This is a genomic window from Micromonospora haikouensis, from assembly GCF_900091595.1.
Taxonomy (GTDB): domain Bacteria; phylum Actinomycetota; class Actinomycetes; order Mycobacteriales; family Micromonosporaceae; genus Micromonospora; species Micromonospora haikouensis.
The window spans coordinates 37,774-62,902 of sequence record NZ_FMCW01000020.1; the positions used below are offsets into that span (position 1 = coordinate 37,774).

General features: G+C 75.2%; 22 protein-coding genes and 1 riboswitch. Of the genes, 15 read left to right on the forward strand and 7 right to left on the reverse strand.

Annotated features, from left to right (window positions below):
- The first annotated feature begins 108 nt into the window (after positions 1-108).
- On the forward strand, positions 109-1,305 hold the full coding sequence (gene lhgD, locus GA0070558_RS20600; RefSeq protein ID WP_091282796.1) for an L-2-hydroxyglutarate dehydrogenase: 1,197 nt from the start codon (positions 109-111) through the stop codon (positions 1,303-1,305).
- A gap of 76 nt (positions 1,306-1,381) precedes the next feature.
- On the opposite strand, the gene GA0070558_RS20605 is transcribed toward lhgD, so the two are convergent.
- Entirely contained in the window at positions 1,382-2,017 is a 636-nt protein-coding gene (locus GA0070558_RS20605; RefSeq protein ID WP_077937079.1) for a TetR/AcrR family transcriptional regulator, read from the reverse strand.
- 224 nt (positions 2,018-2,241) lie between these two features.
- Between GA0070558_RS20605 and GA0070558_RS20610 the strand changes: the two genes are divergently transcribed.
- The 4 genes from GA0070558_RS20610 (at position 2,242) to GA0070558_RS20625 (ending at position 7,342) form a co-directional block, all read left to right on the forward strand.
- Positions 2,242-3,138 (forward strand): ABC transporter permease, encoded by an 897-nt coding sequence (locus GA0070558_RS20610; protein ID WP_091282799.1) that lies wholly within the window; start codon positions 2,242-2,244, stop codon positions 3,136-3,138.
- Positions 3,131-3,949, forward strand: coding sequence for an ABC transporter ATP-binding protein (locus GA0070558_RS20615; protein ID WP_091282801.1), 819 nt, complete (start codon positions 3,131-3,133; stop codon positions 3,947-3,949). The genes GA0070558_RS20610 and GA0070558_RS20615 overlap by 8 nt, the downstream gene beginning before the upstream one ends.
- Positions 3,950-4,093: 144 nt before the next feature.
- A complete protein-coding gene (locus tag GA0070558_RS20620; protein ID WP_091282803.1) occupies positions 4,094-5,599 on the forward strand; it encodes a bifunctional cytidylyltransferase/SDR family oxidoreductase in 1,506 nt (501 codons plus the stop codon).
- Positions 5,600-5,641: 42 nt separating this feature from the next.
- The gene (locus GA0070558_RS20625; RefSeq protein ID WP_091282805.1) at positions 5,642-7,342 is read left to right on the forward strand and encodes a CDP-glycerol glycerophosphotransferase family protein; all 1,701 of its coding nucleotides are present in this window, start codon (positions 5,642-5,644) and stop codon (positions 7,340-7,342) included.
- 145 nt (positions 7,343-7,487) lie between these two features.
- On the opposite strand, the gene GA0070558_RS20630 is transcribed toward GA0070558_RS20625, so the two are convergent.
- The 5 genes from GA0070558_RS20630 to GA0070558_RS20645 form a co-directional block, all read right to left on the reverse strand.
- Positions 7,488-8,360, reverse strand: coding sequence for a C39 family peptidase (locus GA0070558_RS20630; RefSeq protein ID WP_176734289.1), 873 nt, complete (start codon positions 8,358-8,360; stop codon positions 7,488-7,490).
- 218 nt (positions 8,361-8,578) lie between these two features.
- A riboswitch (cyclic di-AMP (ydaO/yuaA leader) is annotated at positions 8,579-8,721 on the reverse strand.
- Between the two features lie 219 nt (positions 8,722-8,940).
- The gene (locus GA0070558_RS32920; RefSeq protein ID WP_141722271.1) at positions 8,941-9,135 is read right to left on the reverse strand and encodes a hypothetical protein; all 195 of its coding nucleotides are present in this window, start codon (positions 9,133-9,135) and stop codon (positions 8,941-8,943) included.
- A 5-nt stretch (positions 9,136-9,140) separates the two neighbouring features.
- Positions 9,141-9,908: a hypothetical protein gene (locus tag GA0070558_RS20635; protein ID WP_091282809.1), complete on the reverse strand. Its 768-nt coding sequence runs from the start codon at positions 9,906-9,908 to the stop codon at positions 9,141-9,143.
- Between the two features lie 145 nt (positions 9,909-10,053).
- A complete protein-coding gene (locus GA0070558_RS20640; RefSeq protein WP_091282811.1) occupies positions 10,054-10,467 on the reverse strand; it encodes a hypothetical protein in 414 nt (137 codons plus the stop codon).
- 168 nt (positions 10,468-10,635) lie between these two features.
- Positions 10,636-11,793, reverse strand: coding sequence for an acyltransferase family protein (locus tag GA0070558_RS20645; protein ID WP_256092044.1), 1,158 nt, complete (start codon positions 11,791-11,793; stop codon positions 10,636-10,638).
- Between the two features lie 198 nt (positions 11,794-11,991).
- On the opposite strand from GA0070558_RS20645, the gene GA0070558_RS20650 reads away from it, so the two are divergent.
- From GA0070558_RS20650 to GA0070558_RS20695, 10 genes are all read left to right on the forward strand, one after another.
- Complete coding sequence (locus GA0070558_RS20650; protein WP_091282813.1) at positions 11,992-13,314, forward strand: polysaccharide pyruvyl transferase family protein; 1,323 nt, start codon at positions 11,992-11,994, stop codon at positions 13,312-13,314.
- A 90-nt stretch (positions 13,315-13,404) separates the two neighbouring features.
- A complete protein-coding gene (locus GA0070558_RS20655) occupies positions 13,405-14,544 on the forward strand; it encodes a glycosyltransferase family 2 protein (protein WP_091282815.1) in 1,140 nt (379 codons plus the stop codon).
- On the forward strand, positions 14,541-15,098 hold the full coding sequence (locus tag GA0070558_RS20660; protein WP_256092045.1) for a GNAT family N-acetyltransferase: 558 nt from the start codon (positions 14,541-14,543) through the stop codon (positions 15,096-15,098). Before GA0070558_RS20655 ends, GA0070558_RS20660 begins: the two co-directional genes overlap by 4 nt.
- Entirely contained in the window at positions 15,095-16,144 is a 1,050-nt protein-coding gene (gene pseI, locus GA0070558_RS20665) for a pseudaminic acid synthase (RefSeq protein ID WP_043962757.1), read from the forward strand. Before GA0070558_RS20660 ends, pseI begins: the two co-directional genes overlap by 4 nt.
- Positions 16,145-16,333: 189 nt before the next feature.
- On the forward strand, positions 16,334-17,317 hold the full coding sequence (gene pseB / locus GA0070558_RS20670; protein ID WP_082106258.1) for a UDP-N-acetylglucosamine 4,6-dehydratase (inverting): 984 nt from the start codon (positions 16,334-16,336) through the stop codon (positions 17,315-17,317).
- Complete coding sequence (locus GA0070558_RS20675) at positions 17,314-18,471, forward strand: DegT/DnrJ/EryC1/StrS family aminotransferase (protein WP_091282817.1); 1,158 nt, start codon at positions 17,314-17,316, stop codon at positions 18,469-18,471. Before pseB ends, GA0070558_RS20675 begins: the two co-directional genes overlap by 4 nt.
- Before the next feature lie 10 nt (positions 18,472-18,481).
- Positions 18,482-19,324: a hypothetical protein gene (locus GA0070558_RS20680; protein WP_077937062.1), complete on the forward strand. Its 843-nt coding sequence runs from the start codon at positions 18,482-18,484 to the stop codon at positions 19,322-19,324.
- The gene (locus GA0070558_RS20685; protein ID WP_091282819.1) at positions 19,314-21,218 is read left to right on the forward strand and encodes a hypothetical protein; all 1,905 of its coding nucleotides are present in this window, start codon (positions 19,314-19,316) and stop codon (positions 21,216-21,218) included. Before GA0070558_RS20680 ends, GA0070558_RS20685 begins: the two co-directional genes overlap by 11 nt.
- The gene (locus tag GA0070558_RS20690; protein ID WP_077937060.1) at positions 21,215-21,946 is read left to right on the forward strand and encodes a cytidylyltransferase domain-containing protein; all 732 of its coding nucleotides are present in this window, start codon (positions 21,215-21,217) and stop codon (positions 21,944-21,946) included. The genes GA0070558_RS20685 and GA0070558_RS20690 overlap by 4 nt, the downstream gene beginning before the upstream one ends.
- Positions 21,943-22,998, forward strand: coding sequence for a PseG/SpsG family protein (locus GA0070558_RS20695; RefSeq protein WP_091282891.1), 1,056 nt, complete (start codon positions 21,943-21,945; stop codon positions 22,996-22,998). The genes GA0070558_RS20690 and GA0070558_RS20695 overlap by 4 nt, the downstream gene beginning before the upstream one ends.
- Positions 22,999-23,040: 42 nt before the next feature.
- Here GA0070558_RS20695 and GA0070558_RS20700 read toward each other — a convergent pair whose 3' ends face one another.
- On the reverse strand, positions 23,041-25,020 hold the full coding sequence (locus GA0070558_RS20700) for a hypothetical protein (protein WP_091282821.1): 1,980 nt from the start codon (positions 25,018-25,020) through the stop codon (positions 23,041-23,043).
- Between the last annotated feature and the right edge of the window lie 109 nt (positions 25,021-25,129).

Here is a 25,129-nt window from a genome sequence, read left to right on the forward strand (position 1 = left end):
CGGTGAGTGTAGGCACCCCCGGCCGGCAGCGACGAATCGGGCACGCCGGGCGCTGGTTACCATCGGTGGTCGCCTGGCGGAGGCGACGACCGGGCAGGGGAGAGCGTGATGACGAGGTTCGTGGTCGTCGGCGGCGGCATCGTCGGCCTGGCGGTCGCCCACCGGCTGGTGACCGACCGGCCGGGCGACTCCGTCACGGTGCTGGAGAAGGAGGCCGGCTGGGCGGCGCACCAGACCGGGCACAACTCCGGCGTGATCCACGCCGGGGTCTACTACAAGCCGGGCAGCCTCAAGGCCACCCTGTGCCGGGCCGGCAGCGCGTCGATGGTCGAGTTCTGCGCCGACCACGGGCTGCCGTACGAGGTCTGCGGCAAGCTGATCGTCGCCACCGACGCGGCGGAGCTGCCCCGGCTGCGGGCGTTGCACGAGCGGGCCGAGGCCAACGGCCTGCCGGTGCGGTTGATCGGGGCGGCCGAGGCCGCCGAGCACGAGCCGCACGTGGCGGCCGTCGCCGCGCTGCACGTGGCTTCGACGGGCATCGTCGACTACGGCGCGGTCTGCCGGAAGCTGGCGGAGCTGCTCGCCGCCGCCGGGGCGGACCTGCGCACCCGCGCCGAGGTGACGGGGGTGGCCGACCGGCCGGGGGGCGTGGTGGTCACCACCACGGCCGGCGAGGTGGTCGCGGACGTGCTGATCAACTGCGCGGGGCTGCACGCCGACCGGGTCGCCCGGCTGGCGGGGGTGCCGACGCCGGTGCGGATCGTGCCGTTCCGGGGCGAGTACTACGAGCTGACCCCGCAGCGGCGCGGCCTGGTGCGGGGGCTGATCTACCCGGTGCCGGACCCGCAGTTCCCGTTCCTCGGGGTGCACCTGACGAAGATGATCGACGGCAGCGTGCACGCCGGCCCGAACGCGGTGCTGGCCACCGCGCGGGAGGGCTACTCGTGGGGGCGGTTCAGCCCGCGCGACGTGTGGGACGAGCTGACGTACCGGGGGCTGTGGGCGCTGGGCCGGCGGCACTTCCGGTACGGGTTGACCGAGGTGGCCCGGTCGCTGTCGAAGGCGAGGTTCGCGGCGAGCCTGGCCCGGCTGGTGCCGGAGCTGACGCCGGCCGACATCGTCCGGGCCGGCGCGGGGGTGCGCGCGCAGGCGATCCTGCCCGACGGTGGCCTGGTCGACGACTTCCTGATCGTCGAGGCGGACCGGCAGGTGCACGTGCTGAACGCACCCTCCCCCGCCGCGACCAGCTCGCTGGAGATCGCCCGGCACATCGTGTCCCGGCTGCCGGTGGACACCGCCCGCTGAGGCGGCGGGCGGGACGGCTCAGGTCGGCGGGACGGCCTGCTTCGGGCGCACGGTCAGCTTCGGGTGGGCGGGCTCGTCAGGCGGGGGCGGCGTCGCGCTGCCTCGGCACGGCGCCGGCCGCGCCGAGGCCGGTGGCGACGGCCTCCACCAGCGCGTCGAGGTACGCCTCGGTCGGCATCGTGCGGGTGATCGCCAGCCGCCAGTACAGCGGTCCGACGATCAGGTCCACGGCGGCGCCGGGCTCGGTGTCGGCGGGCAGTTCGCCCCGGGCGACGGCGCGGGCGACGAGCGACCCGCCGACCTCCTGCTGCTGGGCCCGCAGCGCGGCCTGGAGGGTGGCGTCGATCTCGGGGTTGCGGGCGGCCTCGGCCAGCAGGTCGGGCACGATCTGCGCGGCCAGGGGGTGACTCAGGGCGTGCGCGACCACCCGCAGCAGCAGGCCGAGGTCGCCGCGCAGGCTGCCGGTGTCCAGGCTCGGCAGCTTGCTGCCGGCGGCGGCGCCGACGACCTCGACGACCAGCTCCAGCTTGGAACTCCAGCGCCGGTAGATCGCGGTCTTGCTCACCCCGGCCCGGCGGGCGACGGCCTCGATGGAGAGCCGGCCGTAGCCGACGGCGGCCAGCTCCTGCATCAGCGCGCGGCGGATGGCCGTGGTGATCTCGCCCCGCAGCACCGCCGCGCCGGCCGGCGCGCGCCTCTTCTCGGTGGTCACGGCAGACTCTTCTCGCGCGTCACGGCAGACCCTCCTCGGCTGTCACGTGGGACAATGTACCGCAACGACGCTACGGTTGCGTCCCGACGTGGTTATGGACTACCTTCCACGCAGCGACGAGGCGGCGCTCCCACGCACCGGCCACCGGCGAACCCGTCGTCGCACCCCCCCGTTGGTACAACAGACGCACCCCGCTGGCACGACAAGATCGGAGCGCCCATCCCATGGCCAACACCGCGCTGGCCGACCCCGACGCAGGCCTGACCCAGGCGCAACTGGCCGCCCGGTACGGGCTGCGGGTCGCCGGCGAGCGGCCGTCCCTGGCGGAGTACACCCGCCGCCTGTGGGCGTACCGGCACTTCATCGCCGCGTACTCGAACGCCAAGCTGGTCGCCTCGTTCAGCAACGCCCGACTCGGGCAGCTCTGGCAGGTGCTCACCCCGCTGACGAACGCGGCGGTCTACTACCTGATCTTCGGCCTGGTGCTGAAACAGAACAGCATCCCGAACTTCATCGCGTACCTGACCGCCGGGTTGTTCATCTTCAACTTCACCCAGACCGCGGTGCAGAACGGCACCCAGTCGATCACCGGCAACCTGGGGCTGATCCGGGCGCTGCACTTCCCCCGGGCCTGCCTGCCGCTGGCCGTCATGCTCACCCAGTTCCAGCAGCTGATGGCCTCGCTGGTGGTGCTGATGGGCATCGTGCTGGTCACCGGCGAGCCGCTCACCGTCGAGTGGCTGCTGCTCGTGCCGGTCGTGCTGCTCCAGGCGCTGTTCAACGCCGGGCTCACCATGGCCGTGGCCCGGATGGGCTCGAAGGTCGCCGACCTCAAGCAGGTGATGCCGTTCCTGGTGCGCACCTGGATGTACGGCTCCGGCGTGCTCTACAACGTCGCGCTGTTCGAGGAGAACCTGCCGAGCTGGGCGACCCGGATCGTCGAGGCGAACCCGATGCTGGTCTACATCGAGCTGGCCCGGCACGCGCTGCTGGAGGGGGCGCCGCTGCTCAACTCCTCCATGGTCCAGGCGTGGACGTACGCGGTGGCCTGGGCGGTCGTGATGGGCGTGGGTGGTTTCATCTACTTCTGGCGGGGCGAACAGGAGTACGGCCGTGGCTGAGCACATCGAGACGTCCAACGACGTCACCGTGACGCTGCCGAGGATCGTCGAGCGCATCCCGACCGTGGTGGTCGACGACGCGCACGTGATCTACCGGGTGCACAAGGGCGCCGCCGGCGGCACCAGCCCGGTGGCCGCGCTGAAGCGGATCATGTCCCGCACGTCCGCGCCGAACATCCGGGAGGTGCACGCGGTCAAGGGGGTCAGCTTCACCGCGTACCGGGGCGAGGCGATCGGGCTGATCGGCAGCAACGGCTCCGGCAAGTCCACCCTGCTGCGGGCCATCGCCGGGCTGCTGCCGGTCAACCGGGGTGCCGTCTACACGCAGGGGCAGCCGTCGCTGCTCGGCGTCAACGCCGCCCTGCTCAACGACCTGCCCGGTGAGCGCAACGTCACCCTCGGCTGCCTCGCCATGGGCATGCAGCCGGCCGACGTGGCCCGGCTCGCCCCGGAGATCATCGAGTTCTCCGGGATCAACGAGCGCGGCGACTTCGCCTCGCTGCCGATGCGGACGTACTCCTCCGGCATGGCCGCCCGGCTGCGCTTCTCCATCGCGGCGGCGAAGAAGCACGACGTGCTGCTGATCGACGAGGCCCTGGCCACCGGCGACAAGGGCTTCCGCAAGCGCAGCGAGCAGCGGGTGCGGGAGCTGCGGGAGGGCGCGGGAACGGTGTTCCTGGTCAGCCACCAGCTCTCCTCGGTGCGGGACACCTGCGAACGGACGATCTGGCTGGAATCGGGCGTGCTGCGGATGGACGGCCCGACCGACGAGGTGCTGCGCGCGTACGAGGACTTCTCCAACAAGAAGTAAGGTTGCGGCGTCCGTACGGTGTCGTGCGGGTGTCTTCCCCACCGCGTCGTCCCTGGGGGGCGGCGCGGTGGTTGCGTTATGGTTCACCCGGCCGCCGTGCGGCCGTCACCCCCTGTTCGCAAACCGTGAGAGTGAGGATCGGCAATGACGCAGGACCACACCACTGGCCCGGACGCCACACCGGAGACCCCGGCGCCGTGGCGGCCCTCGCGGACGGTGGCGGTGGTGCTGGCGGGCGGGACCGGGACCCGGCTCGGCCTCGGCATCCCCAAGCAGCTGCTGAAGATCGCCGGCAAGCCGATCATCGAGCACACCCTGGCGGTCTTCGAGGCGGCCCCCGAGATCGACGAGATCATCGTGCTGATGGCCGACGGGCACGTCCCCGACGCCCAGCAGATCGTCGACAAGGCCGGCTTCCGCAAGGTCAGCAAGGTCATCGCCGGCGGTGACACGCGCAACGCCACCACCCGCATCGCGCTGGACGCGGTCGGCGAGGGCGACGTCAACATCCTCTTCCACGACGCGGTGCGCCCGCTGCTCAGCGGCCGGATCGTGCGGGAGTGCGTCAACGCGCTCTGGACGTACTCGGCGGTCGACGTGGCGATCCCGTCGGCCGACACGATCATCCAGGTCGACGACAACGACTGCATCACCGACATCCCGGTGCGCTCCACGCTGCGCCGGGGGCAGACCCCGCAGGCGTTCCGGTCCGGCACGATCCGCGAGGCGTACCGGGTCGCCGCCGGCGACCCCGACTTCGCCGCCACCGACGACTGCGGCGTCGTGCTGCGCTACCTGCCGGGCACCCCGATCAAGGTGATCGACGGCTCGGACGAGAACATCAAGGTCACCCACCCGGTCGACGTGCACCTGGCGGACAAGCTGTTCCAGCTCGCCGCCGCGCAGGCCCCCCGGCTGACCGACCGGGGCTACACCGAGGAGCTGACCGGCCGCACGATCGTCGTGTTCGGGGGCAGCTACGGCATCGGCCACGAGCTGACCGAGCTGGCCCGCCGCCACGGCGCGCAGGTCTTCCCGTTCAGCCGCTCCACCACCGGCACCCACGTCGAGCGCGCCGAGGACGTCGAGGCCGCGCTGAAGACCGCCTTCGAGGCCACCGGCCGGATCGACCACGTGGTCGTCACCGCCGGCATCCTGGAGAAGGGCGAGCTGGCCGAGATGGACCAGGAGACGATGGACCGGGTCCTGCACGTCAACTTCGTCGGCCCGGTCACCATCGCCCGGCAGTCGCTGCCGTACCTGCAGCAGACCAAGGGCCAGCTGCTGCTCTACACCTCCAGCTCGTACACCCGGGGCCGGGCCCGCTACGCGCTCTACTCGGCCACCAAGGCCGCCCTGGTCAACCTCACCCAGGCGCTGTCCGACGAGTGGGCCGAGTTCGGCGTACGGGTCAACTGCATCAACCCGGAGCGCACCGCCACGCCGATGCGCACCAAGGCGTTCGGCGAGGAGCCCGAGCACACCCTGCTGGCCGCCGAGACCGTCGCCCAGTCGTCGCTGGACGTGCTGATCTCCGAGCTGACCGGGCAGGTCATCGACGTGCGCCGGGCACCGGGCGAGCTGCCCGCCGCGGGCGTGCCCACCCAGGCCAGCCGGGCGTCCGCCCCGGCCCCGGCCCCGGCCGGCTGACGCGTCGACGGCCACCGCGACGGGCGAAGGAAGCGAAGCGACATGCGTGGTGACCTGGTCAGGAAGCTGGCCGCCCGGGTGGCGGCCACCGGCCTGGCGGTGCTGGCGTTCCTCACCCTCTCCCTGACCGGGGCGACGGGCTGGGGCCTGGCGCTCGCGGTGGCGGCCCTCGTCGCCGCCGGCTGGGAGCGCCGGGTCCGCCCGGCCGCCGACAGCACCGCCGAGGCGGTGCTGCTCGCCGCCGGCATCCTCGTCGGGTACGCGCGGCGGCTCGACGCCGGCTTCGACCCGGCGCTGGCGGCGACGGCCCTGGTGCTGCTGGGGCTGGTGCTGCTGGTGGGGCCGCTGCGGCAGGCCGGCGACCTGGAGATCCGGGCGGCGAACCTGCCCGTGCGGTCGTGGACCCCGCTGGTCGCGGCCCGGCTGGGCGACGCCCTGCTGGTGCTGCTCGCCGTGGTGGCGCTGGCCGCCGCCCTGGTGCTGCCGGCCTGGGTCGCCCTGCTGGTGGCCCTCGCCGTCGGCGCGGGGGCCGGGGCGGTCGCGGCCGACCTGGCGAAGCGGCGGTTCCGGCCCGGGGCGGGCGGCTCGGCGGTGGCCCGGGCGCTGCGGGCGCACCGGCCGGAGTTCCTGCTGCACTTCTCCGCCCCGCCCGGGTCGGAATACCAGGTCACCATGTGGCTGCCGTACCTGGAGCGGATCGGCCGGCCGTTCTTCGTGATGGTGCGGGAGCCGGAGTTCCTCGCCCCGATCGCCGCGGCCACCAGCGCCCCGGTGGTCTACTGCCCGACGCTGAAGGCGATGGACGAGGCGCTGGTGCCGAGCCTGAAGGTGGCGTTCTACGTCAACCACGGGGCGAAGAACAGCCACTGCATCCGGTTCTCGCAGCTCACCCACGTGCAGATCCACCACGGCGACAGCGACAAGGCCCCGAGCGCCAACCCGGTCACGGCGCTGTTCGACCGCAACTTCGTGGCCGGGCGGGCGGCGATCGACCGGTACGCCCGGGCCGGGGTGGACATCCCGGCGGAGAAGTTCGTCGTGGTCGGCCGCCCGCAGGTCGAGTCGATCGAGGTACGCCGCGCGCCGGCCACCGGCCTGGCGAACCCGACGGTGCTGTACACCCCGACCTGGACGGGGCACCACGCCGACGCCAACTACTGTTCGCTGCCGGTGGGCGAGACGATCGTGCGGGGGCTGCTGGCCCGGGGCGCGACGGTGATCCTGCGCGCCCACCCGTACACGGGGCAGAACCCGGCGTCGGCGCGGCAGCTCGCCCGGCTCACGGAGCTGCTGGCGGCGGACCGGGCCCGCACCGGGCGGCAGCACGTCTTCGGGGCGGCGGCCAGCAGGGAGCTGTCCCTGGTCGACTGCGTCAACCGCTCCGACGCGCTCGTCTCGGACGTCTCCGGCGTCATCTCCGACTACCTCTACTCCGGCAAGCCGTACGCGGTGACGGACATGGTCGGCGACGGCGACCGGTTCGTCGAGCGGTTCCCGCTGGCCGGCTCGGGTTACGTGCTGCGGCGCGACGCGGGCAACCTCGACGAGGTGCTCGGTCTGCTGCTGGACACCGACCCGAAGGCGGCGGCCCGCTGGGGCACCCGGGCCCACTACCTGGGCGACTTCCCGGCCGAGTCGTACGCCGAGGCGTTCCTTTCGGCGGCCCGCCGGGAGCTGGAGCCGGGCTGGAACCCCCCGGCCCCGCGCGCCGCCGACGCGATGAGCCACTCCCCCACCGCCTGATCGTCCCGCCTCCGATTCTTGGACAGGTGCTGTTCGCCCTGAACCGCAACTGTCCAAGAATCGAGGCCGCCCCCGCCTGCCCGGAGACGGCACCGGCCCCGGCTCTCTGCGCAGGAGAGCCGGGGCCGGTGGGGGGAGGGTGATGTCAGGCCGAGTAGCCCCGCGTCGCCGCCCAGTGGGCCAGCGCGGCGGTGCTGATCCAGTACGCCGGGACGGCCGGGTCCGCCGAGTCGGCGATGCGCACGGTCCGCCCGGAGTCGCGGTAGCCGACGACGGCGATGTAGTGGCCGCCGGGGAACGAGTGCCAGCCGCCGTCGACGTCGGTGGCGTCGCCGGCGATGTTGACCACGACGCCGCGACCGGCGCTGACCGCCTTCACCACGTCGGCCCGGAGCCGCTCCGTCTCCGCCGAGGTGGCGGCGCCGCCGGGGATCAGCCGGGTCCGGTACGGCTCGCCCTTGACCATCTCGTTGAGCACGCGGGTGGTGTCGTAGGCCGAGTTGGTGCCCATCTCGGTGGTGCCGAGGCGGGCGGCCAGGTCGTCCTGGGTGCCGTCGACGCCGGTGGCGGAGAGCGCGTTGCGCACCGCAGCCGGGCCGCAGTAGTAGTAGGTGGTCTGGGCCTCGTAGTCGTAGTCGAGGACCTTCGACGACGGCGGCTTCGGCGCCGCGGGCTTCGCCGTGGTCTTCTTCGGCGTCGCCGAGGCCGTCAGGTCGGGGTTCGGGGCGGTCGAGGTGGCGCTCGGCGACGGCGCGGCGCTGCTCGGGGAGGCGAGCGGCGCGGCGACCCGGGCCTGGGCGCGGCTGGCCGCGCCGTCGAGGCGGGGTGCCACCTCGGCCACGGCGGCGTTGGTGGTCCGCTGCGGGGCGGGGGCGTCGTCGTCGACGGCGGCGAGCAGCGCGCCGGTGCCGGAGGCCAGCAGCAGCGCCGCGGCGGAGCCGGCGACGACCTGGTACGGGCGTTCTGTGGCGAGTCGCCGCAGGTGCCGCTTGAGCTGATCGTTCACGTGTTCCTCCACGGGACGGGGGCGGAAGCGGAGGCACCCGGGCGCGCGTCGGCGCACGGCGGCGCGGACGTGTCCGCGGCCGGTGGGGTCCGCTTTCTGGGGCGCCCGCTCAGGCGGGCGTACGCAGGGGTGCGACGGTCAGTGCGCCGGCTCGGCGGCGGCGGACACGGGCACCGGGCTCCGTGGTGGAGGAACAACCCGGGGGGTGGGGTCAAACTGCACGAGGATGGAACTCCTTCCGACACCGCCTACCGGGTTAGCTGACGGATTCGGGCGGGAAGATCGCCCTACCGCAGGCCGTGGCCCGCGGATTCACCCCGGACGTGCAATGGGTCCCCGGTTCGTGATCGTCACGATTGAGCGGGTCGGCGCGGCGTCGCCTCTTGCGATCGGGTACCGCACCGGACGGGCCGACACTACTGGCCGACGAAAGCCCTGCCAACCCCACGCCACCTGCTTAAACGTCCCCTGGCCGACCTATTTACGGGGCATTCGGAGACTGACGTGACTCAATGGGACTGCCGACCCAACCGACGCCAACGAACCCGCAACGGGACGACGCGGCCCGAATCTCGGCGAATACCGCCCCCGATCAAACCGAATGGCCCCGCCTGCCCGATCCCACCCCACCATGACCCGCCTCACACCCACCCACCCCGCCCCCGCCGCGTCCCGCCTCGGTGATCAAGAGAAAAGCGTCAGAGTTGATCTCCGCGATGACGCAAACCTTGATCACCGCGATCACGGCGATCACCAAGGTCACGGCGGTCACCGCGATCACCACCACCACGGTCACCGTGCCGGGGCGGGGCGGGGCGGGCGCCAGCCGGTGATCCCGAGGACCCTGCCGGAGGCCGTTGCGCTGGTCGTCGGCGCGTGGGCGGGCCGGGCGCGCTCGGCGGCGGCGTACGCCTCGGCGGCCAGCGCCCGGGCGGCCTCGGCCGCCAGTTCGGCATCGCCCCACGCGGCCCGCTCGCGCGCGGCGGCGGCACGGTAGCGGGCCAGCCTGCCGTCCCGGACGGCCCGGGCCAGGACGACCTCCTGCTCCACCGGGTGCAGCCGGGGGTCCCAGCCGCCCCGGCGGGCGAAGACGTCGCAGAGCTGCCCGATGGACAACTCGCCCCGCAGGTGGGCCGCCGTGGCGGCGTGGTGCAGCCAGCGCTCCCGGGCCGCGTACTCGGCGGGGGTACGCGGGGTGTGCGGCGTCGGCAGCGCGCCCGCGTCGCGGAAGCGTCGGGCGGCGGTCTCCGCCTCGTCGTACGCCTGCCAGGCCCGCTCGGCGGCGTCCTGGGCGGCCGTCCAGGCGGCCCGTCGGCGGCGGGCGTTCTGCGCCGCCCCGGCGGCGGCCACCGCCACCTCCTCGGCGTACCGGCGCAGGTCGGCGGCGGCCGGGGCGGGCGGGGCGGCGGGCCGGGCCGGGGGCTCGACGGCGGCAGGGCGGTCCCGCTCGGGGCGGGCGACCAGCACGGCGAGCACGGTGAGCGCCAGCACGAGCAGCACGGACCAGATGGCGGCGGCCAGCGGCACCTCGGTCAGGAACTGGTAGAGAACGATGTCCATGGTCGGCACCTCGCGGGCAGGGAGGCGGAAAGGGATCCGGGCCGCCGCCGGGCGGGACGCCTGCGGCGTACGGGCCCGGCGGCTGGGGCGGCGGTGGGTGAGGGTCGTCGGCGACGGTGGTGGCGGGCGCGGCCCGCCGCGTGGCTCAGGCGGCCGGCGGCGCGCGGGGGCCGACGGCGGCGGGGACGAGCCCGGTCGGCACCCGCTGCGGGGCCGGCGCGGCGACCTGCGGGGGCCCGGCCTCGGCGGGCGGCGGTGCGTCGGCGGGCGGCCACGGGCCGGCGGCACCCGCTGCGACGATGGAGCCGGCGGCGATGGACCCGGTGGCGGCGGATGCCGCGACGGTGCGGGCCTCCCCGACGGCGGCGGGCCCCGCAACGGAGGCGGCGGCAGGGCCGGAGCCGGCCTGGCCGGGGTCGACGCCGGCGGGGAGCATCGTGCCCGGCGGCAGCGACGCGGCACCGAGGGAGAACGCGACCACGACGGCGAGGGTCGCCAGCGTCCGCGCCGTCCAGCGCGCGACCCACCACAGGGGACAGGTCAGCGCGACGGGAAGCACCCGTCCACGCTACCGCCACCGGCCGCGCCACGCACCGCCGGCGAGCGTGTCACCTGCTGAACGCGGCGTGGCGCACCACGGGCGATGCACCACTGGCCACGCGCCCGCCGGCCACCCGCCACCGGCGGCGGGGTCAGGGGCCGGGTCGGCGGCGGAGCGGGCGGCGGGTCAGGCGGCGGCGGCCGGGGCGCGGGGTCGGCGCGGCGGCCCGAGCCGGCGGGTCAGCGGCATCTCCACCCACCGGTGCAACAGCGCGGCCAGGCCGAGGTTGACCAGCAGGAAGCCGACCGCCGCCAGCGGGCCCCACCAGCCGGGCAGCCCCGTGCCGAGCCGGTCGGCCAGCCGCAGGACGGTGATCATGACGAAGACGTGCACCAGGTAGAAGGCGAAGGAGACCTCGCCGAGCCAGACCATCGGCCGGGACCGCCACGGCGTCCGCGCGCCGCGCACGTCCGCGTCGGCGGCGGCCACGATGACCAGCAGGTACGCCGCCGCGAGCAGCGCCGCCCACAGCTCGGCGCGGATCCACTGGGCGGCGACCACCCAGGTGACGACGAACATGACGCTGGCGGCGGTGAGCCCCGGGCCGCGCCAGCGCCCCCGGCGCAGCAGCTCGGCGGCGGCCACCCCCATCCAGAACTCCAGGGACCGCACGACCGGGAAGATCTGGGTGAACCACCAGGTGCTCTCCTGCGGCACCAGGCGCTGCCCCGGCCAGAGCGCCACGATCAGCAGCGGCACGGCCGCCACCACCGCCCACAGCGCCCCGACCGGGGCCCGGCGCACCAGCGGCAGCGCGAACGGCAGGCAGACGTAGAAGAACAGCTCGCAGGAGAGCGACCAGCTCACCGAGTTGACGCTGTAGAAGTAGCCGGGCGTCGGGTCCCACGCCTGGACCAGGAACAGGTTCTCCACCGCGGCGCGGACGTTGACCGGGTCGGCGAAGACCCACACCCCGGTCACCAGCACCACCGCCCACATCAGCAGGTGGTTCGGGTAGATCTTGGCGAGCCGGCGGCGCAGGAAGTCGCGTCGGCGGTCCCCGTCGCGGGCCGACCAGACCAGCACGAAGCCGCTGAGGATGAAGAAGAACTCGACGCCGGACAGGCCCAGCGTGAACAGCCAGTCGACGACGGCCTTGGCCTCGGGCTGGCCGACGATCCGCATGGTGCCGACGTGGTAGCCGAAGACGAGCAGGGCGGCGACCCAGCGCAGCCCGGTCAGCGAGGGCAGCCGGCTGGCCGAACGGGCCGGCGCGTCGGGGCGTACGACGGTCGGGGTGCCGGGGAGGCCGGCGGCCCGACCGGCCGCGGGGGTCACCAGCACCGCTCTCCTCCTCGCGGACGCCCCGGGTCGAGGCCGCCGCCCGGGTGGCGGCGGGCCGCGCGGTGCCGCCCCGCCGGCACCCTACCCGGTGCGGCCGGGCGCGCCGCCCGCCGTCGGCCACCACGTGACGCGCCTGGCGGCGGCACAGGCGCCATGGCCTAATATCGCGGTCTCGGCCACGACGAGGGGACAACACGGATGCACCAGCGGATCCTGCTGCGGGCCAAGAAGGGGCCGTTCGACGTCAAGTCGCCGGAGGAGACGTTCGAGCGCAACTGGATCGGCGAGAACGCTGGCAACCTCGTGTTCAGCCACGCGGCGCACAAGCTGCTGCGGACGTCGACGGCGGAGGTCACCTCCTCGGAGTTCCGGGTCAACCCGCGCGAGGCCGACGAGATCAACGAGCGGTACGACGTGTTCGTGGTGCCGCTGGCGAACGCGTTCCGGCGCAGCTACGCCCACCGCCTGGTCGCCATGACCCGGCTGATCGAGCGGCTGAAGATCCCGGTGGTGGTGTTCGGGGTCGGCGCGCAGACCAACGTCGACGGCGACCGGGAGTACCTGCGGCCGATCGACGACGCGGTGAAGGCGTTCGTCTCGGCGGTGCTGGACCGGTCGCACAGCATCGGGGTGCGGGGCGAGATCACCGAGGGATATCTGCGGACCCTGGGCTTCTCCTCCGTCGACGTGATCGGCTGCCCGTCGATGTTCCTGCACGGCGACAGCCTGCGGATCGACAAGCGCAAGACCACGCTCACCGTCGAGGACCGGGTGGCGCTGACCGTCTCCCCGTACGTGAAGTCGATGGCGAAGGTCATCGCCTCGCACCACCGGCGGTACCCGAACCTGCGCTACCTGCCGCAGGACCTGAAGACGCTGGGCACCCTGCTCTTCGGCGACGCCCCGGAGGACCGGGGCAAGAAGGCGGCCATCCCGATCCACACCTCCCACCCGCTGTTCACCGAGGACAAGGTGCGGATGTTCGTCGACCCGTGGACGTGGATGGACTACCTGTCGCGGTTCGACTTCAACTTCGGCACCCGCATCCACGGCACCATCACGGCGCTGGTGGCGGGGACGCCGGGCTATCTCTTCGCGCACGACTCGCGGACGCTGGAGCTGGCCCGGTACTTCGACATCCCGCACCGGCTGATGAAGGACGTGCCGCCGGACGTGGACGCCATAGAGCTCTACGACGAGGCCGACTACTCGGCGCTCAACAACGGGCACAAGGCCCGGTACGCGACGATGACGGCGTTCCTGGCCAAGCACGACCTCGGGGTCTCCTTCGCCGACGGCGACAGCGCCGCCCGGTTCGACCGGCAGGTCGCCGAGACGACGTTCCCCCCGGCGGTACGCGCGCAGTCGGCCACCGACCCGGCCGAGCTGATCGCCCGCATCCAGTGGCTGCACGACCGCAACCAGGAGCTGAAGGAGACCGTCGCGGGGTTCGAGTCGCACCGGCTGCGGGCCCGGATGCGGGCGGCCGGCGGCCGGGTGAAGCGGATGCTCAACCGTTAACCCTCCGTAGGGGGTCTGTTCAGCGAGCCCACCCCCGGCGGATACGTCAGGTTCCGGGGCCGTCCATCCGGGCGGTCGAAGGTGTCGGGCGTGGTCAATGAGCCGACGCGGAGCCCACTGCTGAGCATCGTCGTCCCGGTGCACGGCGTCGAGGCGTACCTGTACCAGTGCCTGGAGTCGATCCTCGGCGGCCTGTCCGCCGCCGAGGCCGCCGAGGTCGAGCTGGTCGCCGTCGACGACGCCTCCCCGGACCGGTGCGGGGAGATGCTGCGCTCGTACGCGGCCGGGCGGCCCCAGGTGCGGGTGGTGTCCCTGACCCGCAACGTCGGGCTGGGGCTGGCCCGCAACGCGGGGCTGACGGAGGCGACCGGCCGGTACGTGTGGTTCGTCGACAGCGACGACTGGCTGCCCCCGGGCGCCCTGCCGGTGGTGCTGGCGCGGCTGCGCCGCGACGAGCCGGACGTGCTGCTGGTGGACCACCTGCGGGTGCACGAGGGCGGCCGGCTGGAGGTCGACGCGAGCAGCCACCTGCTGCGCGGGGTCGACGGGTGCGTCCGGCTGGCCGACCGGCCCGAGCTGCTGCGGGTGCAGCACACCGCCTGGAACAAGGTGGTCCGCCGGGGCTTCCTCGACGAGTTGGAGCTGCGCTTCCACCCCGGCTGGTACGAGGACATCCCGTTCAGCCACCCGCTGCTCATCGCCGCGGACCGGATCGGGGTGCTGGACCACGTCTGCTACCACTACCGGCAGGGCCGGCTCGGCGCGATCACCTCGACCCGCAGCGGCCGGCACTTCGACGCGTTCGTCCAGTACGAGCGCCTCCAGCAGTGGGTGGCCGAGCACGTCACCGAGGACTGGATCCGCACGGACCTGTTCGGCCTGATGATCAACCACTATCTGGTGGTGGTGGGCAACGACGGCCGGGTGCACCCGAGGCTGCGGCGGGGGTTCTTCCGCCGGGTCGCCGAGCACTACCGCCGCTACCTGCCCTCGGGCGGGTACGCCCGGCCGGGCGGGGTGGCCGGGCTGAAGCACCGCCTCGTCGCCCGGGACAGCTACCTCGCGTACAAGACGTTGCGGCGGGCGCACCGGCTGGCCGGCTCGCTGCGGCCGGCGTCGCCCGCCGGGGCGGCGGCCCCCGACGCGGCGTCCGGCGGGAGCGGGCCGCTGGCCGCCGAGGGCACGCCGTCGGGGGCGGAACAGGGCAGCGCCATGGCGGGACGCGGATGACCGGGACGGGGACGAGCGGGACGGGGACGAGCGGGACGACCGCCACCCGGGCCGGCGGAGCGCTGCGGCCCGCCCGCGACGGCGACCTGGCGACGATCCTGCGCTGGCGCAACCACCCGCAGGTCCGCGAGGTCAGCCTCACCCGGCACGAGATCGGCGCGGCCGAGCACGCCGCCTGGTGGGCGGGCGTACGCGTCGACCCGGACCGGCGGGTGCTGGTGCACGAGCACCTCGGGCAGCCCTGCGGCGTGGTGACCTTCTCCGGCGTGACCAGCCCAGACAGGGCGCTGACCTGGGGCTTCTATCTCGACGTCGAGGGGCTGGACGCGCGGCGGGCGCTCATGCCGGCCTGGTTGTCGCTGGAGCAGGCGGCGATCGCGTACGCGTTCGACACCCTCGGCGCGCGCACCCTCGGCGGCGAGACGCTGGCCACCAACCGGCCGGTGCTGGCGCTGCACCGGCGCTTCGGTTTCACGATCGTCCGGCGCTACGAGCGGGACGTCGACGGCACGCCGCACCAGGTGGTGTGGACGCAACTGAGCAGGGGAACATGACGACAGTCAAGATCGGCCCGCACGCGGTGGGCACCGGCGAGCGGCCCTTCGTGGTCGCCGAGATGTCGGGCAACCACAACGGCAGCCTCGACCGGGCGCTGGCCATCGTGGACGCGGTGGCGGCCAGCGGCGCGCACGCGCTCAAGCTCCAGACGTACACCCCGGACACGCTGACCATCGACGTGGACGCGCCGGAGTTCCGCATCTCCGGCGGCCACGAGCTGTGGGGCGGCGAGCGGCTCTACCAGCTCTTCGAGCGGGCGCACACCCCGTACGAGTGGCACGGGCCGATCTTCGAGCGGGCCCGCCGGCACGGCCTGACGGTCTTCTCGTCGCCGTTCGACGCCACGGCGGTGGAGCTGCTGGAGGAGCTGGACGCCCCGGCGTACAAGATCGCCTCGTCGGAGCTGGTGGACCTGCCGCTGATCCGGCTCGTGGCCGCCACCGGCAAGCCGATGGTGATCTCCACCGGCATGGCCACGGTCGGCGAGATCGACGCCGCGGTGACCGCCGCCCGCGAGGGCGGGGCGGGCGGCATCGTGCTGCTGGCCTGCACCGCGTCCTACCCGGCCCCGCCGCAGGACAGCAACCTGCGCCGGCTGCCGGTGCTGGCCGACACGTTCGGCGTGCCGGTCGGGATCTCCGACCACACCCCCGGCATCGGGGTGCCGGTGGCGGCGGTGGCGCTGGGCGCCTGCCTGATCGAGAAGCACGTGACGCTGCGCCGCGCCGACGGCGGGGTGGACTCGGACTTCTCGCTGGAGCCGACGGAGCTGGCGGACCTGCGCGTCGAGTCCGAGCGGGCCTGGGCGGCGCTGGGCGTCACCACGATCGGCCCGACCCCCACCGAGCGGGAGGGGCTGCGGTTCCGCCGGTCGCTGTACGTGGTGGCCGACGTCCGCGCGGGCGAGCCGGTGACCCGGGACAACGTGCGCTCGATCCGCCCGGCCGGCGGGCTGCCCCCGGCCGACCTGGACCGGGTGCTCGGCCGCACGTTCCGCCGCGACGTGCCCCGGGGCACCGCGCTGGGCTGGGACCTGGTCTGACCGGCGGACACGTCCCGTTCACCTGGCGGCGCGCTGTCGACGCGGGACGGGCATGACGCATTCACCGCCCGCGTCGCGCCCGTTCACCGTCCGGCGTGGGGCCGTTAACTCTGCCGGCTTAGCGTCACGAACCGTCCGCCGGCCGGCACCGTCCCCGGCCGGGAGATCAACCGACCTTGGGAGCACCAGTTGAGCGAGTTGAATGGGTCCTCCATTCTGATCACCGGGGGCACCGGGTCCTTCGGCCGCACCTTCCTGCGGCACGTCCTGGCCGAGGCCGACCCGGCCCGGGTGGTGGTGTTCTCCCGCGACGAGCTCAAGCAGTACGAGCTGCGCCAGCAGCTCGGCGACGACCCCCGGCTGCGCTGGTTCATCGGCGACATCCGGGACCGCCACCGGCTCACCCGGGCCATGCACGGCGTCGACCACGTCGTGCACGCCGCCGCGCTCAAGCAGGTGGACACCGCCGAGTACAACCCGTCGGAGTTCATCGCCACCAACATCACCGGCTCGCAGCACGTCGTCGACGCGGCCATCGAGGCCGGGGTGAAGAAGGTCATCGCGCTCTCCACCGACAAGGCGTCCAGCCCGATCAACCTGTACGGGGCGACGAAGCTGGTCGGCGACAAGCTGTTCGTCTCGGCGAACCACTACGCCGCCCACCACCCGACCCGGTTCGCCGTGGTGCGCTACGGCAACGTGGTGGGCAGCCGGGGCTCGGTGGTGCCGCTGTTCCGCCGGCTCGCCGCCGAGGGCAAGAGCCTGCCCGTCACCGACAAGCGGATGACCCGGTTCTGGATCACCCTGGACCAGGCCGTGCAGTTCGTCATGGACTCGTTCGACCAGATGCAGGGCGGCGAGCTGTTCGTGCCGCGCATCCCGAGCATGCGCATCCTCGACCTGGTGGAGGCCGTCGCCCCGGACGCCACCACCCACGAGATCGGCATCCGGCCCGGCGAGAAGCTGCACGAGGAGATGATCGCCCCGGACGACAGCCGGCGGACCCTGCGCACCCCCGACCGGTTCATCGTGCAGCCGACCATCGCCACCTGGGGCTACCAGCCGCCCGCGCACTGCGAGCCGGTGCCGGACGGGTTCGCCTACCAGTCGGACAGCAACGACGAGTGGCTCGGCGTGGAGCAGCTGCGCGACATGCTCGGCATCGCCGCGTGATGGCGATGCTCCCGTACGGGCGGCAGTCCGTCACCGACGACGACGTCGCCGCCGTGGTCGCCGTGCTGCGCAGCGACTGGCTCACCACCGGCCCGCAGGTCGACGCGTTCGAGGCGGACCTGGCCGGCTGGACTGGCGGGATCGGCTGCGCGGCCGTGTCCAACGGCACGGCCGCCCTGCACGTGGCGTACGCGGCGGCCGGCGTCGGCCCCGGCGACGAGGTGATCGTGCCGCCGATGACGTTCGCGGCCACCGCCAGCACCGCCGTCGCGCTCGGCGCGCGGGTCGTCTTCGCCGACGTCGAGCCGGAGACGTACACCCTGGACCCGGCGGCGGTCGGCGCGGCGCTGACCGGCCGGACGAAGGTGGTGGCGGCGGTCGACTACGCCGGCCACCCCGCCGACTACGACGCGCTGCGCGCGGTGCTCGGCGGCGGCGACCCGCTGCTGCTCGCCGACGCCGCCCACTCGATCGGCGCGGCCTACCACGGCCGGCCGGTCGGGTCGCTCGCCGACCTGACCACGTTCTCGTTCTTCCCGACGAAGAACCTCACCACCGCCGAGGGCGGCGCGGTCGCCGCCGTCAGTCCGGCCCTGCTGGAGCGGGCCCGCCGGTTCCGCAACCACGGCCTCGTGCGGGACCGCGCCGCGCAGCGCTGGCCGGACGAGGGCGGCTGGCACCAGGAGATCCACGAGTTCGGGCTCAACTACCGCCTGCCGGACGTGCTCTGCGCGCTGGGCCGCAGCCAGCTGCGCCGGCTGCCCCGGTTCCTGGCCCGCCGCGCCGAGCTGGTCGCCCGCTACGACGCGGCCCTGGCCGACCTGCCCGGCGTGTCGGTTCCCGGCCGGCGGTCCTGGGCCGAGCCGGCCTGGCACCTGTACCCGATCCGGGTGCACGAGGGCCGCCGCCGCGCCGTCTACGACGCGATGCGGGCCGCCGGGATCGGCGTGCAGGTCAACTACGTCCCCGTGCACTGGCATCCGGCGTTCGCGGAGCTGGGCTACCGGCGCGGCTCCTGCCCGGTGGCCGAGGGGTTCTACGCCGAGCAGCTCTCCCTGCCGCTGTTCCCCGACCTCACCGACGCCGACCAGGACCGCGTCGTCGACGCCCTGGCCGCCGCCCTGCACGCCGCCCCGGCGCGCGCCGCCGCCTGAGGAGACCGGGATGCACCACGCGAACCACTTCTACGGCCACGCGCACGTGCTGGCCCGCTACTGCGGCCTGGGCGACGGGCACCCGCCCCGGATCAACGGGTACGTCCAGCACGGCTGGAACATCGGCGACGGCCTCGCCCCCGGCCACCCGTACGTCGAGGGCACGCCGAGCCTGCTGTGGTCGGAGCAGACCCGGCGGCGGGCCTGGTCGGTGGGGCGGCGCAACGTCGTGGTGACCGGCGCGCCGTTCGCGTACCTGCTGGCGTTGCGCGCCGACGACCCGCCCCAGGCGCAGCGGGAGGGCACCATCTGGTATCCGTTCCACGGCTGGGAGGGCCAGCACGTGCGCGGCGACCACCGGGAGCTGATCGCCCGCATCCGCGCCACCGAGCCGGGCCCGGTCACCGTGTGCCTCTACTGGCACGAGTACGGCATGCGCCGGGTCCGCCGCCTCTACGAGCAGGCCGGGTTCCGGGTGATCTGCCACGGCTACCGGGGGCACTGGTGGAAGGACACGGACCCGCTCTTCCTCGACAAGCAGCTCACCGAGCTGCGCCGGCACCGCCGGGTGGCGTCCAACCGGCTGACCAGCGCCATCTTCTACGGCATCGCGGCCGGTTGCGAGCCCGCCGTCTACGGCGACCCGATGATCCTCGCCGACGAGGACCCGACGTTCGGCGGCACCGCCCGCATCCGCCGGCAGTGGCCGGACCTGCACGGCGAGTCGGTGCACCTGCCGACGGCGGTCGAGATCGCCCGCGCCGAACTGGGCACCGACCACCGCTGCACGCCGGCCGAGCTGCGGGAGCTGCTGGGTTGGGCGACCCTCCAGGAGGAACACGTTGACCACTGACACCTCGACCCGCATCGCCCTGCCCGGCGGGGAGATGCTGGCCTGGTCGGACCTGACCGGCCGGCGGCTGCCCGGCGGCGGGCCCCTCGCGGCGCTCGCCGCCCGGGTCACCCCGGCCGGTGCGCGGGTGCTGCTGGCCGGGCCGCACGACCCCGAGCTGGTCGACCGGCTGGCCCACGCCGACGTCACCTGCCTGCTGCGCAGCTGGCCGGACGGATCGGCGCTGGCCGAGGACCGGCCCGTGCGGGTGGTCGTCGGCGGCCCCGGCGGGCTGCCGGCCGACGAGACGTTCGACGTGGTGATCGCCGCGGCCGGCCTGGACGCGGTGGAGTCGGTGGAGGGGGCCCCGGTCGGCTGGGACGGGCTGCTGCGCCGGCTCGCCGCCGTGCTCGCCCCCGGCGGGATCCTGCTGCTGCGGCTGGACAACCCGGTGGGGCTGACCCGGATGGTCGACACCGCGCCCTGGTACGCCGGCCGCGCCGACGCCGACTGGGCGGTCGGCGGGGCGCTGGACGCCGGCCGTCCCGTCAACCTGGAGCAGGCGCGGGAGCGGCTGGCCGGGGCGGGGCTGCGCCCCGGCGACTGCTTCGCCGCGTACCCCGAACCGGCCGCGCCGACCGCGCTGGTCGACGCCGGCGCGCTGGCCGCGCGCCCCGGCAGCGGGTTGTTGGACGCGGTGCTGCACGGCGCGTGCGCGCCGGGCCACGGCGACCGTCCCGTGCTCCAGGACCCGGCCCGGCTGGCGGTCGACGCGCTGCACGCGGGGCTGGGCGCCGCGCTCGCCCCGGGCTGGCTGGTGCTGGCCCACCGCGCGGCCCCGGCCGTCCCCGCGGCGGGCGACCCGCCGAACCCGGCCGGCGCAGCCCCGCCCGCGCCGACCGCAGAGGCCGGACCCGGCGGGCTGCCGGTGCTGTGGGTGCAGACCGGGCCGCCCGGGATCGGCGTGGTGGAGGTGACGGCGGCGGCGGACGGCTGGCGGTGGCGGGTGCCCGGCCCGGTCGCGGCGGCCACCGACGCCCCGTTCGCCACCCGCGCGGCGGCCTGGCGGGACCCGGCCGTGCTCACCGGTGCGGTGCCCGAGGGCCGGCTGCTGCGCACCGTCCTGCTCGACGCCTGCCTGCGCCGCGACCTGGCCGCCCTACGCCGGCTGCTGCGCGGGTACGCGGCCTGGCTCGACGCGCACGCCGACGACGCCGGCCGGCTCACCGGCGCGACGGCCCTGGCCAGCCACGACAACGTGGTGCTCGCCGACGGCGGGCCCGGCCCGGCCCTCAATGCCGGTGCTGCCCCGGCGTTCGCGGTGCTCGACCCGAGCTGGCGGGCCAGCGACCCGTGGCCGGTGGACGTGACGCTGGCCCGGGGCCTGTGGCGGTTCGCCGCCGCCCTGGCCACCGGCGGGTACGCCCACCCCTGGTCGTCCACCCTCGACGTGGCCGGGCTGACCGTGGTGCTGGCCGGCACCGCCGGACGCGACCTGGACCGGGCGACGGTGACGGCCGCCGTCGACGCGGAGGTCGCGGTCACCGCGGCGCTGCGCGGGTTGGACAACGCCGACCGCGTCGCCCTCGCCGACGAGCTGCGCGCGGTGGAGCCCACCGCGCCCCCGACCGGCCTGGACAGCCACCAGCAGCTCCGCGAGGCGTGGCTGCGGCAGAAGGCGGAGCTGACCCGGGTGACGGCCCTGCTGCGCTGGACGGAGGAGCTGCTCACCTCCCGGGAGCGGGCGCTGCGCCGGGCCGAGGCGACCATCAACCTGCTCAGCGGCTCGCTCAGCTACCGGGTCGGCCGGCTGGCGATCACCCCGGCCCGGCTGGCCAAGCGGGGCGCCCGCGCGGCGAAGCGGCGGGCCAAGGACGCGCTCGCGCCCCGGCGCGACGAACAGGAGCAGCAGTGACGCGGATCGTGGGGATCGTGCAGGCCCGGATGGGCTCGTCGCGGCTGCCCGGCAAGGTGCTGCGGCCACTGGCCGGGCGCTCGGTGCTCGGCCGGGTGGTCCGGGCCGCCGCCGACGGCGGGGTGCTCGCCGACCTGGTGGTCGCCACCAGCACCGAGGCCGCCGACGACGCGGTGGTCGCCGAGTGCGCCCGGCTCGGCGTGGCCTGCCACCGGGGCCCCGTCGACGACGTGCTCGACCGGTTCGTAGGCGCGCTCGACGCGCACCCCGGCGACGCGGTCATGCGGTTCACCGCCGACTGCCCGCTGCTCGACCCGGACATCGTCCGGCTGGTCGCCGACGTGTACCGGGCCGTGCCGGGGCTGGACTACGCGAGCACGTCGATCGCGCGTACGCTGCCGCGCGGGCTGGACGTGGAGATCATCCGGGCGGACACGCTGCGTACGCTGCACCGCATCGCCACCGACCACCACCGGGTGCACGTAACCTCGTACGCGTACACCCATCCGGAGCTGTTCCGGGTGCTCGGGGTGACGCTCACCCCGGACCGGTCGGCCCTGCGGCTCACCCTCGACACCGAGCAGGACTGGGCGCTGGTGCGGGCGGTGACCGACCACTTCGGCGACGTCAGCGTCCCGCTGGCGAAGCTCGCCGACTGGCTGGCGGGCCAGCCGGCCCTGCGCGCCCTGAACGCCTCGGTGCGGCAGAAGCGGCTGGAGGAGTCCTGAGCACCGTACGCGTCGGGGTCCGCTGCGACGCCGGGCCCACCCGGGGGGTGGGGCACCTGGTGCGCTGCCTCGCCCTGGCCGAGGAGTTCCTCGCCCGGGGCCACCGCGTCGAGTTCTTCGGCACCGTCGAGGGGGTCGGCTGGGCGGGCCGGCAGCTCGCCGCCCGGGGCATCCCGCTGCGCCCCGGGCCGCAGCGCCCCGCCGACCTCGTGGCGACGGCCCGCCGGCACGGCCTCGACGTGGTGGTGCTCGACTCGTACGAGCTGGACCCGGCCGGGGCGGGGGCGCTGCGCGCGGCGGGGGTGGTGACCCTCGCCGTCGTCGACGGCGACACCCGGGGGCAGGACGCCGACGTCTACCTGGACCAGAACCTGGGCGCGGCGCACGGGCCGCTGCCCGGCACGCTGCTCGCCGGGACGGCGTACCCGCTGGTGCGCGACGCGGTGGTGGCCGCCCGGCCGGCGGCGCCCCGCCCCGCGACGCCGGCGGCCCGGCCCCGGGTGCTCGCCTTCTTCGGCGGCACCGACGCGTTCGGGGCCGCCCCCGTGCTGGCCCGGGTGCTGCTGGCCACCGGGCACCCGATGGACCTGACCGTGGTCGTCGGCCGCGCCGACGTCGAGGCGGAACTGGCGGCGCTGGCCCCCGGCCGGGGGCAGGCCGTGCGGCCCGTGCCGCCGACCGACGACCTGCCCGCCCTGGTCACCGCCGCCGACCTGGTGGTCAGTGCCGCCGGCACGTCCACCTGGGAGCTGTGCTGCCTCGGCGCGCCGGCCGCGCTGGTGTGCGTGGTGGACAACCAGCGCGAGTCGTACGGCCGGGTGGTGGACGCGGGGCTCGTGGCCGGCCTCGGCGAGCTGCCCGCGCTGGCCGCCGCCGGGCTGCCCGGCCGGACGGCCCGCGCCGGGGCCGCGCGGACGCTACGCGCCCTGCTCGACTCCCCCGAGCGCCGGGCCGCCCTGGCCGCCCGCGCCTGGGCCACGGTCGACGGGCGCGGCCGGGCCCGGGTCGCCGACGCGGTGCTCGCCCTCGTCGGCGCGCCCACCCGCGGCTAGAGGAACGCCCCGCGCCGCCGCCTGCCGGGCAGCCGCTCCAGCTCAGGGCAGCCGCTCCACGCTGACCCGGGCGCGCAGCTCGGGGCGGGCGGCGAGCAGGTCCCCGACGACCCGGGCCGCCGCCGCGTCGGCGGCCAGGAAGCGGATCGGCCCCGGCACCGCCGCCACCACGGCGGCGCTGCGGGCCGGCTCGGCCAGCGGCAGCCGGTACACCGCCGGCCCCGACGCGCCGGCGGTGCCCTGGAGGGTGGAGGCGAACAGGGTGACCAGGTAGCCCTCGCGGCGGCGGTCGCTCACCACCACCGTCACGGTGCCCGGCGCGGCCGGCGGCCGGGCCAGCGCGCGGACCGTCAGCGCGGCCGGGCCCGGGCGGGCCAGCGACCCCGACCACCAGGCCGCCGCCCAGGTGGTGACCCGGTCGCCGAACGGCTGGGCGAAGAGCCCGGTGCCGCGCGGCAACCCGGCCGCCCCGACGCAGGCCAGCACCACCGCGACCGCCACCGCCCACCGCGCGCCGGCCCGCTGTCCTTCGGCCCGCCGGCCCGCTCCGCCGCCGGCCCGCCTGCCGGGCCCGGTCCGCCCCGGTGCCGGCAGCAGCAGAGCCAGCGCGCCCGCGCCGACGAGCAGCACCGCCAGCAGCAGGTGCAGCGTCTTGCCGTAGTAGTAGCGCGGGTCGGTGCCCAGCGCCCGGAAGTAGAGCAGGAACCCGGCCGCGAACACGCCCGCCGCGGCGAGCGCGCCCGTGTAGCGCCGCCACACCGGCAGCCGCCGGCCGGCGACCAGGCCCGCGCCGACCAGGCCCGCGAGGGCCAGGAACGCGTCGTAGCGGGGGAACACGCCGCCGCCGGTGGCCACGTTGTCGACCTGGTCGGTGCGCAGCAGGCCCGCGACGGCCGGCAGCGGCGTCAGCACCGCCGCCACCAGCGCCACCACCGCCAACAGCCGCGGCCGACGACGCAGCCGCCGACGGTCACGGACCAGCCACGCCGCCACCAGCGCCGCGACCACCGGCAGGAACATCAGGTACGCGAAGCCGACCGTCACGCACAGCGCGCCGACCACGGCCACCTGGGTGCCGGTGCGGGCCACCGGACGGCAGGTCACCGCCACCAGCAGCACCGTCGCCGCCAGCCCGAGGCTCTCGCCCGGGTAGCCGTAGACGACGAAGCGGGCCAGCTCGGAGCCGAGGCAGGCGGCCGTGACCGCGCCGGTCAGGGCCAGCGTGCGGGGCGGGTCGAGCTGCGGGCCGGCGAGCCGGCACGCCGCCCACGTCACGGCGAGCACCAGCAGCCCCCACGCCCCGACCGACCAGCCGAGGTAGTGGTCGAGGGCGTCGGCCGGCCCGGCGGGGGCCGTCGAGGACCGCAGGAACGTGTCCAGCAGCGCGGCGGTGAGGTGGAAGCCCTGCGGATACCAGACCATGCCCTCCGGGGCGATCCGCGCCGCCGCCTGCGGGTCGGTGAACAGGTACCCGCCGACGGCCCGGATGCCCTCCACCGTGGCCAGGTGCCGGCTGTTGTCCTCGCCCGTCATCGCGTACGCGAGGCGGCCGGCGAGGCCACCGGCGCGCAGGTACGGCCACGCCATGGCGACGGCGGCCAGCAGCGCCGCCCCCACCGGCGGCAGGTCGGCGGCGACCGGACGGGGCAGCCTCGGCCGGCGACCGGTGGCCGCCGCGATCCCCAGCAGGCCCGTCAACGCGGTCCCCGCCACCGGCACCGGGTGCAGCCCCCACGGCCAGGCCGAGAAGAGCAGCCCAGCGGCGCACGTCGCGCCGGCCAGCAGCGCGCCGGACAGCACCAGCCGGTCCAGCAGGGTCCGGCCGCCGCGCAGCAGCCCGGCCGTCAGGCCGAGCAGCACCAGCGGCAGCAGCCCGGCCAGCCCCGCCGCGTACGCCAGCAGGGGCCCGACCCACGCGGCGACGAGCCAGCCGACCAGCCGGCGGGCGTGGCGGGCCGGGTGGCCCGGCGGCGGCTGCGGCGGACCGGCCGGCGCGACGACAGTGGCGGACTGGCTCTGCACCCGGTCACGCTAGGCCCGGCCCGGCGACGGGCGGCGACGTCCACGTGTGCGGCAGGTGACCGGCGGGTGACGGGCCGGACCACGCTCGCACGCGCGTACGAAAGGCCAG